We start from the raw sequence: 17,820 nt of genomic DNA, 5'->3' as shown, positions 1-17,820 counted from the left end.
TATCTAGATCGGCTCTCGGCCGTTCGCGATGGCCTACTGCAGGCGAAAGGTCACCGGAATGCCAAACGCCAGGGTGTCTCCGGCAATGCCGTCCGGCAAAGCCGAGAATGGCGCGGCTCGCTCGACGCTGGCCACAGCCTCCTTGTTCAACAGGCTGTGTCGGGATTCGTCAACGATCTGCACGTTCAGCACTTTACCGTCCCGGGAGACTGTAACAGCCAGTCGAATGCTGCCTTCCTGCGCTCTTTCCAGAGCACGGCGCGGATAACGCATGCTTTGCAATGTCGCCCGCATCACATCGGAGATGTAGCGCTGGCGCAGGAGAAGGCTCTGCGCGGTCACCATTACTTCCTCAACCTCGTCGTCCTCAGGTTCGGGAGGCGTTGCTCGAGCCACCTGCTCAGGTTTGGGCTCGGGCTTGGCAGGCTTGGGCTGCGGCTTGGGTTCAGGCTTTGGCTCGGGCTTGGGCGGAGCGGCCGCCACTTTTGGCTCGGGTTTTTTCTCCTGGGCGGGAGCGGGAATCGAAACGTCGGGTTTCGGAGGCGTCAGTCCTGTATCAGCGGTGACGGGCGGTACGGCCGGGGTTGTCCAGCCAGCCACGGCCTGGACCCGCGCGTCGTCCGGCTCGATGGTCGCATAGCGACCGGCCAGTCCGCGGTCCACGTCACCTGCCGCCAATAGGTTGTCTTTGAAATCCGAAGACAGGGGGATGCTGCCAATCCAGGTGCGGAGTACCATGGTGAAGAAGTTCGGCGAATTGATTGTTCCCAGCCGAACGCCGTTCAGTGACACGGCCATTCCTTCGCCCGGAGGGGCGTCGAAGGTCAGCACATCGCCCTCGCGAAGACGGCGGCGGATCATGTTGTTCAACTTGGCAAGGTTGTCGGCTTCCGCCTCCAATGCGCTGCCCGGGTTGTTGATCGCCATGCCTTCCACCCACATGCTGTTGACGCTGCGCGCGGAGAGGGAAGGGGCGGTGACCTTCAACTCCATCCGCCGATAGCGTGTGCTGTCCAGCATGGTTTGGGCATTAGTGGTGAGGTCATCGGCGTACAGTGCGGCAATGAACCGCTCCTTGCCGAATTCCGTATTTACCGCCAGGCCGTTCAACAACGGCTCGGCATGGAGCCAACCGGCGGAAATCCCCAGCGCCAGGCAAATGCCGAAAATGGAAAATCGTTTCGCTCTCATCGTTGCATCGCTCTTGTTTTTTTCTGTTTTGGCAGCCGGACCCGAGGAGTGGACGATGGGAACTCAAACGACGGAGCGGGGGTCTGTTTCCCCCAAGCAATCCCGCTCCTGGCCCCAGCAGCCCTCTGGCATCCTCTGCCTGGCCTTATATAAACCAACTGGCTGCGCCCGTAAACCGGCTGGCAGCACTTATATTGTGACATGAATAATGCCTATAACCGGCAGTGCTTTGCAAGTTGGGGTAAAAGTATTTTCCAATCCGCGCGGGTTTGTGGCTGGAACCGCAATAAAAAAGGCCAGATTCCGTTTGTCTCGTTATTAGCGCGCACCTACAATGCCCGGCGATTTAGTGGAAGGATTCGCAGTTCCTGCTGCCGATTCCCCGTAGTCTGTCACCGCAAAGGGCTTTGACGTGATCCTGCCAGCATTGAAGCGAGGGACCATATGGAAATCAAACAAATACCACAGTTTTCGCGCCAGGCAGTGGACCGGTTTCTGGCCGCCGTCCCGTTTTACAAGACCGTGAAAGCTCAGGACCCCTGGCAATTCGAAGTGCTGCTTCAACATTCTCGGATCGTTTATTTCGCGCCGGGCGAAACCGTGTTCAAGCACGGCGAAAGTGGTCGATGGTTGTACTTTCTGCTGAAGGGCCAATTGGCTGTATACGCAGCCAGGGACCCCGAAACGGCCAAGGCAGTCAATTACATTACACCGGGCGAGGTGTTTGGGGACCTGGCCATGCTGATTGGCGACCACCGCACTGCGACCGTCGTAGCCGACCCCAACAGTCGCCAGATCATGGCTTTCGGCACCGACTTTACAGCGTTCGGACCGCTTACAGACTTTCGCGTCATCAACCTCAAAACCAAGCTCACCTATTATCGCAACACGGTCCACAGCCTGCGCTGGAAGCTCGAGGTTTATCGCATGAAGTACCCGACCTTCGAACTGGCCAGCGATCACCACAAGGTAAAGCTGTACTCAGGTCCGCGGGATACCACCGAGGAGCTGTCATCGCTTCATCAGCAGGCGGTGCAACTGGCCGAACTGCTGGTGCGCTGGAATCGCGAGTTCGGCTCCCCGGCGCTCGGTGGCAATGTGCCGAGCCCCCAGGTTCTGGCCTCGATTTAGCCAGGGCTGATCCAGCCACGAATCCACACGCCCGCCAGCACCACACCGGTCCGGTAATCTCGATCAGCAATCGCTCGATTCAGCGACGAGTCGTCCCACCGAAACGGGCCCGAACCCCCATCGCAGGAGGCTGCCTCCCACCTTGGCCACGACACCGCCCCGCCGGTCCGGGGGAGGTATCGCCCGCCAAAATCGTGACAGAAAATAAAGAGTGAATGAAGGTCGGGAAATGCGCGACGAGCGGAGCCGCCGTCTGCTTGTGAACCCCTGGAGCCGGGCATAGAATACCCGCACCCGAAGGGAAGTACTTTCCACTGCGCAGGATCGGCAGTCCGTGTAAGAACAGCACGAACCCAGCATTCGCTGCTCTCTCGTTTTGTATAGTTTTTACACTAATTAACTTGTGCCGCCATATGGCCCCTCACATAGTTGTTTCAACTTCCCTGAGTTAATTGCGACCACGCATCCGCATTCCTTGCGCGGTATTGCGCCAAGGCCGCGTCACACTTTTCTCGAAAAGAATCCAAGCAAATGACTTCATTGAAACAGTTCTGGGCCAACAAAAACTATCGTACTTCCGCAATCATCGCGCTGGCTTTGTGCCTGTGGCTGGCCAGCGGCATGTTCGCTGAGCCCAAGGAAACCGAACCGCCACAGAAAAATGCCGAAGTTCAGCCAGCGCAGGAAACAAAGGCGCGAACCGAGGTTCGCGCCCGCCACATCCAGGCACAGGAGTACCCGTTGATTGTTTCCGCGACGGCGCAGACCGAGGCCAACCGCTTCGTTAACCTTCGCGCGGAGGTGGGCGGCCAGGTGGACAAGCTGCCGGTGGCGGAAGGAAGCCAGGTAAATGCCGGTGACGTTATCTGTCGTCTCGCCGTGGAGGACCGGGCCCAGCGCCTGGAGGAAGCCCGGGCGTCGGTTGCGCAGGCGCAGATCGACTACGACGGCGCCCAGCGCCTGGCGAGTGATGGACTTCAGTCGCGAACTGCCATTGCTTCTGCAAAAGCGCGACTCGAATCCGCCAAAGCCAATCTCCTGCGCCGCGAGATCGACCTTGAAAAAACCGAGATTCGCGCACCCTTCACCGGAATCGTCGAGGATCGTCCCGTGGAGATCGGCGATCTCATCCGGCCGGGAGATACCTGCGCAACGGTTATCGACCTGAATCCACTGGTGGTCAGCGCCCAGGTTTCCGAGAAGGAGGTGGGCCGCATCACGAAGGGCAGCACGGTGAAGGTGCAACTTGTCAGTGGCGAACGCAGGCAGGGCACGGTCCGGTTCATCGCCCGGCGGGCAGATGAGGTCACCCGAACCTTTCGCGTTGAAGCGGTGGTGGACAACCCCGAAATGAAAATGGCAGGCGGTATTACCGCCGATATGTCGATCGAGGTGGGTACAGTACCCGCACATCTGATTTCGTCTTCCCTGCTCACCCTGGACAGCACAGGGGAGTTGGGCGTGCGGGTGCTGGATCAGGACAAGCGGGTTGAGTTCTACAACGTGGAGCTTATCGGCGATGCAGGTGATGGGGTGTGGGTCACAGGCCTGCCTCAGTCCACCTTGCTGATCACTGTGGGACATCAATACGTGGGCATCGGCGAGCAGGTGGCCGTGAGCCTTGAGGAAAATGCAGCAGCAGCCGTGAGTGCCATGCGATGAGCTTTCTTGAAAACGCGGTATCTCACTACCGCAGTACCCTCAGCATCCTTTTTCTGATCGTAATCGCCGGGTTGGTGGCACGTTCTTCGATGACCACCGAAGCGAACCCCGACGTCTCCGTACCACTGATCATGGTTCAGGTGTTCCATGACGGTATCTCGCCGCAAGACGGCGCGCGCATGATCGTCAAGCCTCTGGAAAAGGAGCTGCGGGCGCTTGACGATATCGATCAGGTCACAGCCACAACTCGCGAATCCATCGCCAGCGTAGCGGTAATGTTCGAGGCGGATGCAGATCTGGACAAGGCGATGGAGGACGTCCGTGCCGCCGTCACCAGAGCGCGCGCCGAGCTTCCCCAGGAGTCTGAGGAGCCCGTCATCATGGAATTATCCGCCGACGGCGACCTGACGCTGATCGTGACCGTGGGCGGTGAGAATGTGGGTGAGCGAGTCATCTATGATGTGGCTCGGGACCTGCGCCGCAAGATCGATTCGCTGGCGCTGGTGCTGTCCGCCGAATTGGTGGGGCATCGCGAAGAGGTGGCCGAAGCGGTGATCGACCCGGTCCGTCTCGAGCAGTACGGCATCACCAGCGACGAACTGAGTCGTGCAATCGCCACCAACAATCGTCTGGTGCCGGCCGGGGAACTGGAAGCGGGGCAGGGGCGATTTTCAGTGAAGGTGCCGGGTCTGATCGAAACCGCGGAGGATTTGTACAGCCTTCCGATCAAATCCACCACCAGCGGCACAGTGGTCCTTGGGGATGTGGCCGAGGTTCGTCGAACCTTCAAGGATCCCGCCGGTTTCAACAGCGTGAATGGCGAACCGGGCATTGCGATTCAGATCAGCAAACGCACCGAAGCCAATGACATAGAGATGGTCAACGCCGTGCGCGCCCTGGTGGAGTCAGAGCGACCGCGCTTCCCCCATGGGGTCGAGGTGGGCTATACGGCCGACATGTCCGAGTTCACATTGAGCATGGTCAGCGAGATGCAGGGCAATATCCTGACGGCCATGTTGCTGGTAATGATTATCGTTGTTGCCGCACTGGGCCTGCGCTCGGGGATCATCGTGGGGTTCGGGATTCCCTTCTCCCTTCTGTTTGCCCTGGTCGTGACTTATGCCATCGGCTTCTCCTTCAATATGATGGTCATGTTCGGCATGCTGCTCGCCCTGGGTATGCTGATCGATGGCGCCATCGTCATCGCCGAGTTTGCCGATCGGAAAATGGCCGAGGGCATGAGCGCTGAGCAGGCCTATGGCAGTGCGGTCAAGCGGATGTTCTGGCCGGTGGCCGCCTCGACGGCCACCACCCTCGCTGCCTTTCTGCCGATTATGTTCTGGCCGGGCGTGGCCGGTGAATTCATGCGTTACCTGCCCGTCACGGTTTTTGCGGTACTGACCGGCTCGTTGCTGTACGCACTGCTGTTCGGCCCCGTGGTCGGCTCCGTGCTGCCGGGTTTTATCGCCGCGCTGCGCCGCCTCTTTCGCATGCCGCAAGCGGTCGCCGCCAAGGATCAGACCTCCAAACAGTATCTGAAGGACCTGGAAACCTGCGATATCGACTCCCTGCGCGGATTCACGGGTCTGTATGCACGGAGCCTGCGTACACTTACGAATCGCGTAGGTCGTACGGCGGTTGGGGCTGTACTTTTGCTGTTCGGGATTTTCTATCTGTACGGCAGCTTCAATGCGGGAGTCGACTTCTTCGGCGACTCCGAACCCAAGTACGCCACGGTTAAAATCCGGGCCCAGGGAAACCTGTCCGTGCAGGAGAGCCGTGAGCTGGTACAGGAGGTGGAGCAAATCATTCTCGATGTGCCGGGCGTTCTGGTAACCACGGCGTCCAGCAGTAGCGGTGGCATTTTCGGCGGCAGCGATTCCGCCAAGGATCAGATCGGCCAGATTGTGGTGGAACTGGCGGATGCCGAGGACCTGGAAAGCGGTACCGCGCTCAGCGTAATCTACGAAATCCGGGACCGGACGATAAACATTCCCGGCATCAAAGTGGGTGTGGATATTCCCGAGGGCGGTCCCCCGGTGGGGCGGCCCGTTAACGTCCAGTTGGAATCCCATAACCGCGACAAGCTGATTGCCGAGGCGCGGCGGCTACAGGCCCATATGGAGAACAACATCCCCGGGCTGGTGGACGTGGTGGACAGCTCCCCACTGCCGGGTATCACCTGGGAAATGGAGGTCAACCGCACCCTCGCCGCACAGATGGGAGCCAACGTCACCGAAGTGGGGCGCGCGGTTCAACTGGTGACCAACGGCATCAAGCTCGGTGAGTACCGGCCCGATGACGCGGAGGATCCGGTGGATATTCGTGTGCGCTTTGCCGAGCAACACCGCGGTATCAAGGCCCTGGACCAGCTCCGGATCAACACCAGCGGTGGTCCTGTTCCCATCAGCACCTTTGTCCAGCGGGTACCGCGGCCCAGTGTGGACAAAATCGACCGTGTCGATGGCATAGAGGTGATGACGGTCAAGGCGGGGCTGGCTCAGGGTGTACTGGCCACCGACATGGTTCGGGAGATTCAGGCCTATCTGGACGAGAACCCCGTGGATCCGGAGGTGAACGTCGTATTCCGCGGCAGCAACGAAGAGCAACAGGACTCCCAAGCCTTTCTTGCTGTTGCGTTGCTGCTGTCCCTGTTCCTGATGTTCATCCTGCTTGTAACCCAGTTCAACAGCTTCTACCAGTCGCTGCTGATCCTCTCGGCCGTGATCATGTCCACGGCGGGGGTTCTGCTGGGCCTGCTGATTTCTCAATCCCCCTTCAGCACAATCCTGACCGGGACGGGGATTGTGGCCCTGGCGGGGATCGTGGTGAACAACAATATCATCCTGATCGACACCTACAACGTGATTCGTCGCGAGCGCCCCGATGTGGAGCCACCGGTTGCCGCCGTCATGGCCAGCGTACAGCGGCTGCGCCCGGTCTTTCTCACGACCTTTACCACGATCCTGGGGCTGCTCCCGATGGCCCTGGGTCTCAGCGTGGACTTCCTCGGACGCAGTGTCGCCCATGGGGGGCCCATTGCGACCCAGTGGGTGCCGCTGGCCAGTGCCATCGTCTATGGCTTGAGTTTCTCCACTCTTCTCACCCTGTTACTCACGCCCGTGCTGCTGCTGTTGCCGAGACGCATCAAACAGGTGCTGTTCCGCCGCAGTCAGCGCTCTGAGGCGCAGCTGGTTGCGGGAAGTAATCAGTAGGCAGGGCTGGTTGTTCCAGGAGGGAACGAATCGGCGTGAGGGCACATCGGCCGCGTTTGAAGGGATGCATGAAAAGAGCGCACCAGGCCGGTGCGCTCTTTTTCAGGGGGCGGGCGGCCTGCAGCCGCTCGCCCCCGCGCGGTTTAGGCGTTTGCTGCTGCGGCTGATTTTGCAGATCGACCTTTACGTTTGGCCGAGGCCGCTTTCCTGGCCTTACCTTTGGCGGCTGCCGGCTTAGCCTTGGTTGCGCGCTTGGCGGGCTTCTTTGCAGACGCCTTCTTCTTGGCTGCGCCGGTTTTGGCCGCGCTGGCTTTCTTGCGGGTTGCCTTCTTTGCCGTGGTCCTGGATTTGGCGGATTGACGCTTTTCCTTCGCTTTCGCCTTGGCGGCGGCTTTTTTCGCAGCGGCCCGGGCTTTTGCAGCCTTCTTCTTCTCGGCAGCTCGGGCTTTTGCGGCGGCCTTCTTCTCAGCGGCCTTGGCTTTGGCCTTGGCTTTCTTCTCAGCGGCTTTGGCCCGGGCCGCAGCCTTCTTCTCGGCAGCGCGCTCCTTGGCGGCCCGCTTCTTCTCCTCAGCTTTCACCTTCTTGAGGATCTTGCTCTCTTCGCGGGCAACAGCTTTGGACAGCTCGGCTTCGCGCTTGCGTGCGGCCTTGATCTCGCTCAGCTGGGCCGCCGCTGCCGCGACGCTGCTTTTCAGGTCGGCGACGGTCTTGCGGCTGCTTTCCACCGCTTTGCGAGCGGAGGCAAGCTGGGCTGCCTTGGCTTTCTTCTTGCGAAGCCCGGCCACCTTCTTCTGAGCGGCTTGTGTCTTCTTCGTCTCCTTGGCGACCTTCTGCTTGAGCTGCTTCAGCGACTTCTCCGCTTCCGCTTCCTGTTTGCCCCGAGCCTTGTTTAGCTCCGCCTTGACCTTGGCAAGTTCCTGTTCCAGTTTGCTAACAGGATCCAACCTCTTTGATTGACGAGCTGCCATAGTGTGCTTCCTTCGTTGTGGTTTGAGTGAAAAAGAAATGATGAAACGTCGATGAAAATTTGCTTGCCGTCGCGGCTGATGAATCGAATGAAATGAGCCCGGAATTTTTATAATGGCGCTAAATTAAAACTTTTTGAGTAAAGGTCAAGTTTTTTTTGGCCGGCAAGGGCTTACAGCTGACGAACCGGTGCTCCCGGCTCGGTTGCCTGGGAAGAAAAACCGAGGCCCCAATCGCGAAAGATCGCGGCCGTAAAACGAAAAAAATTGCGTATATAACTGTGCGCACGTACAGTTAACAACCTGCTTCCTCTTTGCGCGCGAGAGCAATGCACGGGCGAACCGCCACCAGTGCCGGCCGTGAGCAGGAGCGCAGGAACCTTCAATGCGGGTTTGTGCCTGGACTCAGATACAGCGGATTTCGATGGAAGGCAGCGAACAGAACAACCAGATCCAGCGCAAGATCATCCACTGTGATGCGGATTGCTTTTTTGCCGCTGTGGAGATGCGCGAGGACCCCAGCCTTCGGGGACGCCCGCTCGCCGTCGGAGGGGCATCCGAGGGGCGCGGCGTGATCGCAACATGCAACTACGAAGCGCGCAGTCATGGCGTCCGATCCGCGATGCCCTCCGCCCAGGCCAGACGCCTGTGCCCGGATCTGTTGATCGTTCCCCCGAATATGAACCTCTATCGGGACGTTTCGTTACAAATTCGGGAGATCTTCCACGGCTATACCGATCTGGTGGAACCTCTGTCTCTGGATGAAGCATTCCTGGACGTCAGCCAGACCACCCAGTGCAAGGGGAGCGCTACCCTGATCGCGCAGGAGATTCGCCAGCGGATCCGGGACCAGTTGGGCATTACGGTGTCAGCCGGTGTTGCTCCGAACAAATTCCTGGCAAAGATTGCCAGCGACTGGCGCAAGCCCGACGGTCTTACTGTCATCGAGCCTGGTGGAGTCGCCGACTTCGTTCGCGATCTTCCGGTTAGCAAAATCTACGGCGTCGGTCGCGTCAGCGCCCAGAAGCTTCACAACATGGGGGTGGAAACCTGTGGCCAACTCCAGGCCGTGGACGAACTGAGCCTGGTCCGGCAGTTCGGTTCCATGGGGTTGCGCCTTCATCAGCTAAGCCGCGGAGTGGACGACCGTCCAGTCAAGTCAACCCGCAGCCGGCAGTCGGTCAGCGTGGAGCACACCTATCCCGCGGATCTGCAGAGCGTCGAACGCTGTCTGAATGAGTTGCCCGCGTTATACATGCAGCTGCGCAGTCGCCTGCGTCGCCTGGACAAGCGTTATCGGGTGGTGAAGGCCTTCGTCAAAGTGAAATTCACCGACTTCACTACCACCACTCTGGAGCGGGCCGGCACCGGGCTCAATCTGGACGATTATCACAACCTCTGCAGCGAAGCGTGGCAGCGGCGCGCCCAGCCTGTCCGCCTGCTCGGCCTGGGGGTCCGGCTGCTGGACCTGGAGGATGACGGCTTGCTGCGTCAGCTGGACCTTTTCGACCACTGAGACCGCCGTGGCTGGCGAGTGGTATGCTTGGCCCGCGCCCCACCGGTTAAGGCGGCGCGGAACAGTTCGCGGATACCTCCAACTGGAATCGCCCATGAAGCTCCTGTACACCCACCCCAATCGCCTGCTCGTGGAGAACGCCCGCAATATTGTGGAAAACGCGGGAATCCAAACCGAGTTGCGCAACGAATTCGCCGGCGGAGCCATTGGAGAGCTGGCGCCCATCGAAGCGTGGCCGGAGATCTGGGTGCGGGATTCCTCCTTCGAAGCGGCCCGCAAACTCATCGAATTCGCCTATTCTGACAACCGAAGCTCAGATTGGACCTGCCCCGGCTGCGGCGAGCAGAACACAGCGAGCTTCGAGCACTGCTGGAAGTGTCAGCACGAGAGACCCGCCTGAGTGGGGCGCGTCAGGGATCTTTGTAAGCCGTGCAGCCGGTAGCGCTGTGCCTCGCGGTTTTCCTTTACCTTTGCAGCTTTGGTGGCGCGCGATGCGCCTGGTGTGAAGCGCCGAAAAGTCCGGGTTTGAAGGGCTGTACAGCGGGAAGCTCTGGCGCGAGCAGCCCGCTGGCGCGGTTGTTGCCTCACCTGACCTATCTGTCCCTGCGTCAGAAAAGGAGGATGATATGGCTACAGCAGGTCAGCATAGTGAAAGTGATGTAAAAACGCTTAACTCGTTCCTGAAAAATGAACTCGCCGCCGTGGAAACCTACTCCCAATGCATCGGGAAGGCGGATAGCCCGGACATCTCCACAAGCCTGTCGGAACTGCAGCGCTCTCATCAGCGCCGCGCGGAGTTGCTGCGTCAGCGCATCCAGTCTCTGGGCGGAACGCCGGCCGACAGCTCGGGTATGTGGGGCAGCGTCGCCAAGATGCTGGAGGGCGGCTCGCGACTGTTCGGCGAAAAGTCTGCGATTTCGACGCTTGAAGAAGGTGAGGATCGTGGTCGTGACGACTACCGGCGCGATGTGAGCAAGTTGTCCCCGGATCTGCAGCGTTTTATTCAGGACGAGATCATGCCTGAGCAGCAGCGCAGCCACGACGCCATGCATGCGATCGAAGAGCAGGTGAAGCGCCTGCATTGATGCTGCTGACCCGGCTCCAGTCCGGAGCCGGGCATTACAGTCCAGCCGGACGTTCAGGCGGGCCGGCTTTCTTCGTCTTCCGGCTCCAGTACCGCTTCTCCATCGACGGGCTCGCCCGCTTCTTCGTGCAGCTCTTCGGGGTCGGGCATCAGCATCTCCAGCTTGTCCGCAATATCCCATTCCGCCGGTTCCCCCGGATGGTGCTGTTCGAATTCTTCGTTGCGCGGGTCGATCTCGGTCAGCACCGGTGTGGAAATCGGGTTGGTGGTCACGAACTCCACTTGATCCTCCAACGGCACCTCGTCGCCCTTGTGGAAGACCCACTGAATCAGTGTGGCACCGGCCAGCATGGCCGCGCTAATCATCGAGAACAGCGCCGCGTCCCCGATGACCCCCATGAGAAAGGCGATCAGCAACGGGCCGGCCATGGTGCCGATTCCGTACACCCGCAACATGGTTGCGCAGGCGGCTACCAGTTGATCCTGGGGCAGGTTGTCATTGGTGAGCGCGACGCTAATGGGGTAGATACTCGCAGTCAGGGCAAAGAACGCCCCGCTCAAGCCGAACAGGGCTACAGTGGACTGCTGGCCGACCAGGGCGGCACCGCCCGCCGTCAGCGCCCCCACCAGCAACAATCCGACCAGCACGGGTAACCGTCCTTTTTGATCCGAAAGCCAGCCTGCGGGCCACTGCAGAAGAATCGCGCAGACGATCGTGAAGCCCATGTAGCGCGAAATCTCCGTCAGCGGCAGACCCGCGCGCGAGGCGTAGACCGGTCCGAGAGCCACAAAGGCGCCGAGCGAAAGGCCGGAAATCAGCGCACCCGTCAAACCCGACGGCGCGTGTTTTGCGAGGTCCCGCATCCCGAGTGCGGCGTGATGACTGGGCGGGGTAGGGATCAGGCTCTGGGTCAGTGAAAGCGGGACCAGGGACATGACCACCAGCATGGCCACCACCGTATAGGCGACGAACTCAGCGGGATTGTTGAGCCCCACAAGCAGTTGGCCGAGGGATGACGCAAGATAGAAGTTGATGGTATACACGCTCAGCAGCTTGCCGCGCGACTCGTTGGTGGCCCGGTCGTTGATCCAGCTTTCGGTTACCGTCATCAACCCCGCGAGGCAAAACCCGATGATCAGCCGCATGACCATCCATGCTTCCGCGTTGACCACCAGCGGGTGCAGCAAGGTGGTGGCACAGGCCAGGGCCGCGTAAACCGCATAAGCGCGAATGTGACCCACCTGGCGAATGATGTTGACCCCGTAAGTGGCTCCAAGCACGAACCCCAGGGAGTAGAAAGCCAGCACCAGGCCGAGGGTGGTATCACTCACCGCCTCCATGTCCAGGCGCAGGGAGATTAGGGTGCTGAGCATTGCATTGCCGCTGACAAGCAAGGCAAGGCTCATGAACAGGGCGGTCACAGAGAGAATAACGGTTTTCATACTGCCGAATTGGGTCCTTTTGGGTTCGGTTTCACAGCACCGCATTGCGGCGAGGGCTTTTGGCCCGCTACGGTTGCATACATGTAAATGTTGCAGATGAAGGTTTAGCGTGCAATCAGGATAAAAGCCAGTTGCAGCACGCCGATGATGAAGCCCAGCACCGCACCCAGGAGCTCGATAAAATGAAACTCCTTGGCGACGATCTGGTACAGGATTCGTTCCAGACGATCCGTGGGAAATGCCCTCACCCGGTCCTCCACCAGCTGCTCGATATCCAGTGCCCCTTCTTTCGGGGTGGTGAGGGTTTCCACCAGGGCGGGGAGCTGCACCATCAGTTCGTCTGCGAAAGCGCTCTTCAACTTGGACAGCGCCCGGGAGCGAAGCAGCAGGCTGGATACGGGTATCGCTTTGCGCAGCTTGTCCCGGATGAACTTCTCGCTTTGGGTGTCGATGAACTTCGCATAAATGGAACGACTGCGTTCATTGGTCAGTTGTTCAATCAGGTCATCGGAGGATAGCAGCTCCGTGGCGACGATCCTGCCCAACTGCACGGCGATGTCCTCCTGGCGGCGGGGCAGGATCCCCTGGAGAGTAAAAAACAGCAGCTTTTTGGGCTCCCGCGGGTGGAACAGCATTTTGATCGCGATGTAGTTGGTCACCCATCCGATCAGAGCTGTGATGAAAGGCAGGGAGTAGATTGCGAGGGATTCATCCAGATTCATTACAGAGATTCGTTTCCGCTTGCCGGCCGCCGCCCGCAGCCGCCGATACACTGAGATTACGGTCCGGAGCGTCGGCCGATGCTCTCAGTGTACGCTTAAGCGGCTGGGGATTCATGACCTGAGTCGAAGCGCCGGTGCTACAGGGTTTCGACTTTGAGTGACGAAGGCGCGGGATGTTCATCGGGCGGCGTTTCACCGCCCGCGGTCGGAAAACTCAGCGGCTCGCGACCCGGCCCCCGCTGATCGGCTCCCGGAACGATGTGGCACCGGTGGAAGGCAGCGGGGGGCGGGCCGCTTCCCGCCAATACTCCTCCAGCTCCATGGCCCGGTGATCGCAGGTATGCTCTTCCAGCACCCGGCGGTACATGGCCTCGCCAACCCTGCGTCGCGAGTCTTCGTCCATGTTGAGGATATCAAGAGCTTCGTGAGTGGTCTGGGCTACCAGTATCTCGTCGCCGAGACTGAAAAAATGCTCCAAGCCGTCCCAGTAATCACTCATGACCGGAATCGCGCAGGCGCCTGCCTCGAACAGCCGCACGCTGGGAGAGTAGCCGGCCCCGATCATGTCCTGCCGGGTGACATTCAGGGTGAAGCGTTGCCCGTTGTAAAACGCCCGATGCTCCCGCGGCGGTATGTGCTCCACGTGTTTCACGTTGGAGGGCCAGTTGATCTCGCGGGGATACTGAGCGCCCGCGACACAGAAGCGCGCCTTGGGCATTCGCTGGGCGCTGTCGATCAGCAGGCGCTGCAGAGTGGGCTGGCGGTCGTCGCTGTAGGTGCCCAGATAGCCGAGCGTGTAGGGCAGTGGGTCGGTGCGGGTCTCGGGGAAATACAGCTCCGGATCCACCGAGCAATACAATGGTCGCGCTCGCTGCGCGCCCCAGCGGCTCTCGAGTTTCTCGAGGACCGGGCCGCCCGTGAAGGAAAGATAGAGGTCGAATTCGGGAATCATGTCGGGGTGGAGGTATTCGTAATCCTGGCGCGCCAGCTTGCCCAGGGTGACCGGCGTATCGATGTCGTAGAAGGCGAGACAGACGGGGGTCACTTCCCGCACCCGGTGCAGTATCTCCTGGGCGTCCGCCACAAAGGAGCCGATGATGATCAGATCCGCCTCGCCCAGGGTTTGCTCGTAACGCTGAACTTCGTCCGGCGATCGATACAGAATGGTTTCGCAGAACGGCGGCTCCGGCATGTCGCGGTTGTGGGCATACCAGGATACGTCCTTCTCGAAAAAGCTGACGTGGTGCCCGCGCGCATTCAGTGCCTTGATCAGGCTGCGAAAGGTGGTTGCGTGGCCGTTGCCCCACGAGGAGGTGATCGATAGCCCGAACACAACAATATTCAGTTCCATGGAAAATCGTTCCCTGTCCGTTCAATGGGTGAGCGGGTAATAGCACCCGCGCGTGAGTTTGCTGGCTCGCCCGCCCGGGGTCCGAATCAGGCTGTCTTCCGGGCTTTGGTGCCTTGGCTCATCAGCTCCTCGAACTGCAGCGCGCGGTGGCGGTAAGTGTGCTCCGCCAGCACCCGCCGGCGCGCGGCCTCGCCGATGGCGCGTGAGCGCTCTGGCGTCAGCTCCTGCAAATGGGCAACCACTTCGTCGCCGCTGCTGGCGAGCAGGACCTCTGTGCCCGGTTCCAGAAACAGCTCGGCGCCCTGCCAGCGGTCCATGATCAGGCACGCCCCGGCCCCCGCAGCTTCAAACACCCGGGTGGGCGGAGAAAAACCCGTTTGCGCCATGCTGTCCCGGTTGATGTTCAGAACCGCCAGGGGACTGCAATTGAAGACGTTATGGTCCCGCGTGTAGACATGGCCCAGGTAGCGCAGGTTGGGAAACTGGGGAGCGTGTTGCTCCCAGCCACTGCCGCCCAGCAGAAAGGTGGAACCGGGCAGGGCCGCGACTGCTTTGAAGAAGAACTCGTGGACTCGCGCCTCCCGGTCAGGCAGGCGGTTACCGAGAAATCCGAGAGTGGCCTGGAAGCCGGGGTCCGGGTCCACGGGGAAGTGGGTGTCCGGGTCGAGAGCGTTGTAGATGGGATGGCAGGCACGGGCGCCCAGCTCCCTGTAGGCGCGCACCACGGGATCACCCCCGCCATAGGTGAGGATGAAGTCATACTGTCCAATCAGCGCCCGAAAGGGATCGTTGGGATCGTTGTGCACCCGGGACAGGGTGGCCGGCGCATCCACGTCCCAGAAGATGACCCGGGTTCCGGTTCCTTCTCGGAGCCGCAGTACCTCCCGCTCCAGCCACTCATCAAGCACTCCGACGCCGCTCGCTTTAACCACAATGTCGGCGCCCTTTGCCTGGCGCAGCGCGCGGGCCGCGCTCTCTTCATCGGCTTCGTAGACGACGACGCGGGCCCAATCGGGTGGGTCCATGTCACGGTGTTGCTGGCGTTCAAATGCGTCCGGCTCGTAGAAGGTCACCCGATGGCCGCGCTCCGCCAGCGCTTTGATGATGCCGCGGTAATAGGTGGCCGCTCCGTTCCAGTACGATGACAGGAGGCTGGACCCGAAAAAGGCGATGTCCAGGGGCGCGAGCTGTGCTTCAGCGCTGGGCATAGTATCGGCTCCCTTCGGTTGGGTTGTTGTGATGGCTCATTGCCGCGGTGCCGCCTGGCAGCCCCAACTGAGCGAGAATTGCGAGCAACTGGTCCACCCGGTGTGCACACGTGTGATGTTCGCGAATGGTATGCAGCGCGTGAGCGGCCAGTTCGCTGGCCCGGTCCCGGTCCTGAAGCACCGTGCGCAGGTGATCTTTCATCTGCTCACCATCGCGGGCCAGCAGGTAATCCTCGCCGGGGGTGAACAGTCCCTCGCTGTCCTCCCAGGGAGCGCTGACCAGGGGGATTCCGCAGGCCATGGCTTCGAAAGGTCGAATGGTGGGTATGCCGGGCAGGCTTTCCCGGTAGTAACGTCGCGGTACATGCACCGTTACCTTGTGGTTGGCAAAAACATCCGGAACGTGGAAGTTGGCGAGCCAGCCCAGGTACAGGGTGTTCTGTCGGGCCAGGCGCTGCAACACTTCGCCGGGGTAACGCACGCCGTAAAGGTGGCACTTCAATACCAGTTCGCGCACCGGCTCGAAGAGGAACTCCTCCAGTTCCGCGGTGCGTTCGTCGTCCCCCCAGTTGCCGATCCAGACCACGTCGCCGCGGGGGTAGCGGGTATTCGGAACACAAGGGTAGAAGATGCGGGTGTCCGCCGCTTCGTGCCATGTCCACACCGCATTGTTCCAGCCGTAATGGCGATAGGCTTCACTGATCACCTCGCCGAAGGCGAGTACGCCGTCGTAAGCATCCAGCTTGAAGCGTTGCAGCCAGTCCGGATCGCTGACGATGCGGTGGTGTGTATCGTGGAAGAGCAGGCGGAATCCTCCGGGGGAGCGTTTCCGCTCCTCGCCAAGTCCGTTGACCAGCCAGGGCTCGTTCCACTCGTGAACGATCACCACGTCCGAATCGGCGGCCACCTTGCCCAGGTCCAGAGTCTCGCGTTGGTAAACGTAGCTCTGCAGGGAGGGATAATTGCGCTGAAAATCCGCCAGTGGTTCCGGCCCGTGGTCCCGGAGGAGGTTTTCCCGGCTCCACCCGTCCGCGGGTTCGTAAACGCAGACCTGATGGCCGCGGTCCATCAGCTCACTGACAATCCCCCGAAGAAAGTGCGCGTTACCGTGGTTCCAATCGGAAACCAATGAGTGATAGAACAGGCTGAACTTCATGTTTTGGCTCCTGCCAGACTGCGAATGTCCCGGCTGCTGCCCGCCGGTTTATCGATGAGATTCCGATAGCAGCGTTGATAGTCCCGTGCCATGCGCTCTGTCGTGTAACGTTGGGCGCGTTGCCAGGCGCGGGCACTCATCTGCTTTCGCCGTGCGGGGCTGTGCGCCAACTCTGAAATGGCGGCGCGCAGAAGGTCCGGTTGATCAGGTGGAACATACAAGGCGGCGTCTTCCCAGATTTCCCGCAGGCTGGGGATGTCGCCGAGAACCAGGGCGCAACCCGCGCGGGCCGCCTCAAGGATCCCGAGGCCGAAAGGTTCGTAGTATGCCGGGGCGACGTAGATGCCGGCGCGGCGCAGCCAGCGGGCCATTTCGGTTTTGTCCAGGTAGCCCAGGTAGTGGGCCCGCGGGCCGGCCATTGGTCCCGGTTGCCCTTCGCCGCCGGGCTCCGCCTGCTCGCCCGCTACGTAGACGGGCCATGGCAGCGTGTCGGCCACGCCCACCAGCGTGCCAATATTCTTTGCCTCGTCCCAGACCCGTCCTGCGGCGAAAACAATCGCTTCACTTCCCTCGTGGTGAATCAGGGTCATGCGCGCATGGGAGCGGCCGCCGCCTGCTGGCAGCGCGGTGTGACGGCTGGTGAGCGGCGGGTAGCTGCGACCGTTGGCGATCACCTGGCAATTCGCTGCCGGGCCGTAGAACTGAAGCAGCGCATCGAGCATTGCGCGGGTCGGGGCCACCAGGCAGTCGGCGTTGCCCACACTGGCGCGCACGGTCTCCCGGTAGCGGTTCCACTGAGCATCCGCCTGCTGGTTTTTAACGGCAGCCCACCACGAGTACACACAGGAATGGCCCACCAGCAGCAGCGGGGATCGCCAGGGCAGGCCTCCGTGGCCCAGGTCATTAAGTTGCACCAGATCCGGCTTGAGCTCGGCTTCCAGGTCCAGCAACCACTTGCCGGCCGCTTCCACGTCATCCCATGGATCGTGCATCCAGCACAAACGGAAGTCGCTTTCGTGCAGGCGCACGTTCGGCAGGGCAGCCACCTCCTCCCGTTGTTCGGGGGAGAGCCGGCGCCCCATGGAAGCCAGTTCGATGCTGACACCGCGCTCGCGCAGCGCGCCGCACAGCTCCATGCTGTAGGTCCAGACTCCGCCAACGGTGTCCGTAGTCATC

14 protein-coding genes are annotated in these 17,820 nt (G+C 60.8%); 6 read left to right on the top strand and 8 right to left on the bottom strand.

The window, feature by feature from the left end; genetic code table 11:
• Nucleotides 1–33 precede the first annotated feature (33 nt).
• Nucleotides 34–1,191 (bottom strand): TonB family protein, encoded by a 1,158-nt coding sequence (locus tag ACURWW_RS07315; protein WP_445616146.1) that lies wholly within the window; start codon nucleotides 1,189–1,191, stop codon nucleotides 34–36.
• Between the two features lie 444 nt (nucleotides 1,192–1,635).
• On the opposite strand from ACURWW_RS07315, the gene ACURWW_RS07310 reads away from it, so the two are divergent.
• From ACURWW_RS07310 to ACURWW_RS07300, 3 genes are all read left to right on the top strand, one after another.
• Nucleotides 1,636–2,322: a cyclic nucleotide-binding domain-containing protein gene (locus ACURWW_RS07310; protein ID WP_445616145.1), complete on the top strand. Its 687-nt coding sequence runs from the start codon at nucleotides 1,636–1,638 to the stop codon at nucleotides 2,320–2,322.
• A gap of 531 nt (nucleotides 2,323–2,853) precedes the next feature.
• The gene (locus ACURWW_RS07305) at nucleotides 2,854–3,984 is read left to right on the top strand and encodes an efflux RND transporter periplasmic adaptor subunit (RefSeq protein WP_445616144.1); all 1,131 of its coding nucleotides are present in this window, start codon (nucleotides 2,854–2,856) and stop codon (nucleotides 3,982–3,984) included.
• Nucleotides 3,981–7,199 carry an efflux RND transporter permease subunit gene (locus ACURWW_RS07300; protein ID WP_445616143.1) on the top strand — a complete coding sequence of 1,073 codons (3,219 nt, stop codon included), beginning with the start codon at nucleotides 3,981–3,983 and terminating at the stop codon, nucleotides 7,197–7,199. The genes ACURWW_RS07305 and ACURWW_RS07300 overlap by 4 nt, the downstream gene beginning before the upstream one ends.
• A 143-nt stretch (nucleotides 7,200–7,342) precedes the next feature.
• Here the strand turns inward: ACURWW_RS07300 and ACURWW_RS07295 are convergent, their stop codons facing one another.
• Nucleotides 7,343–8,167 (bottom strand): hypothetical protein, encoded by an 825-nt coding sequence (locus ACURWW_RS07295; RefSeq protein ID WP_445616142.1) that lies wholly within the window; start codon nucleotides 8,165–8,167, stop codon nucleotides 7,343–7,345.
• Nucleotides 8,168–8,588: 421 nt separating this feature from the next.
• Between ACURWW_RS07295 and dinB the strand changes: the two genes are divergently transcribed.
• From dinB to ACURWW_RS07280, 3 genes are all read left to right on the top strand, one after another.
• A complete protein-coding gene (gene dinB / locus ACURWW_RS07290) occupies nucleotides 8,589–9,680 on the top strand; it encodes a DNA polymerase IV (RefSeq protein WP_445616141.1) in 1,092 nt (363 codons plus the stop codon).
• A 94-nt stretch (nucleotides 9,681–9,774) separates the two neighbouring features.
• Nucleotides 9,775–10,080, top strand: a complete 306-nt coding sequence (locus ACURWW_RS07285; RefSeq protein WP_445616140.1) for a putative signal transducing protein — start codon at nucleotides 9,775–9,777, stop codon at nucleotides 10,078–10,080.
• 226 nt (nucleotides 10,081–10,306) lie between these two features.
• Nucleotides 10,307–10,765, top strand: a complete 459-nt coding sequence (locus ACURWW_RS07280; protein ID WP_445616139.1) for a DUF2383 domain-containing protein — start codon at nucleotides 10,307–10,309, stop codon at nucleotides 10,763–10,765.
• Nucleotides 10,766–10,818: 53 nt separating this feature from the next.
• Here the strand turns inward: ACURWW_RS07280 and ACURWW_RS07275 are convergent, their stop codons facing one another.
• From ACURWW_RS07275 to ACURWW_RS07250, 6 genes are all read right to left on the bottom strand, one after another.
• Nucleotides 10,819–12,207, bottom strand: coding sequence for an MFS transporter (locus ACURWW_RS07275; RefSeq protein ID WP_445616138.1), 1,389 nt, complete (start codon nucleotides 12,205–12,207; stop codon nucleotides 10,819–10,821).
• Between the two features lie 104 nt (nucleotides 12,208–12,311).
• Nucleotides 12,312–12,929 carry a DUF445 domain-containing protein gene (locus ACURWW_RS07270; protein ID WP_445616137.1) on the bottom strand — a complete coding sequence of 206 codons (618 nt, stop codon included), beginning with the start codon at nucleotides 12,927–12,929 and terminating at the stop codon, nucleotides 12,312–12,314.
• Between the two features lie 214 nt (nucleotides 12,930–13,143).
• Nucleotides 13,144–14,280, bottom strand: coding sequence for a CgeB family protein (locus ACURWW_RS07265; protein WP_445616136.1), 1,137 nt, complete (start codon nucleotides 14,278–14,280; stop codon nucleotides 13,144–13,146).
• 86 nt (nucleotides 14,281–14,366) lie between these two features.
• Entirely contained in the window at nucleotides 14,367–15,488 is a 1,122-nt protein-coding gene (locus ACURWW_RS07260; protein ID WP_445616135.1) for a CgeB family protein, read from the bottom strand.
• Entirely contained in the window at nucleotides 15,475–16,644 is a 1,170-nt protein-coding gene (locus ACURWW_RS07255) for a CgeB family protein (RefSeq protein ID WP_445616134.1), read from the bottom strand. The genes ACURWW_RS07260 and ACURWW_RS07255 overlap by 14 nt, the downstream gene beginning before the upstream one ends.
• Complete coding sequence (locus tag ACURWW_RS07250; protein ID WP_458618457.1) at nucleotides 16,641–17,819, bottom strand: glycosyltransferase family 4 protein; 1,179 nt, start codon at nucleotides 17,817–17,819, stop codon at nucleotides 16,641–16,643. The genes ACURWW_RS07255 and ACURWW_RS07250 overlap by 4 nt, the downstream gene beginning before the upstream one ends.
• Between the last annotated feature and the right edge of the window lies 1 nt (nucleotide 17,820).

It is taken from the genome of Gilvimarinus sp. F26214L (assembly GCF_054401055.1).
The sequence above is the reverse complement of the archived record's forward strand: the minus strand, read 5'-3'. Positions and strand labels throughout refer to the sequence as shown.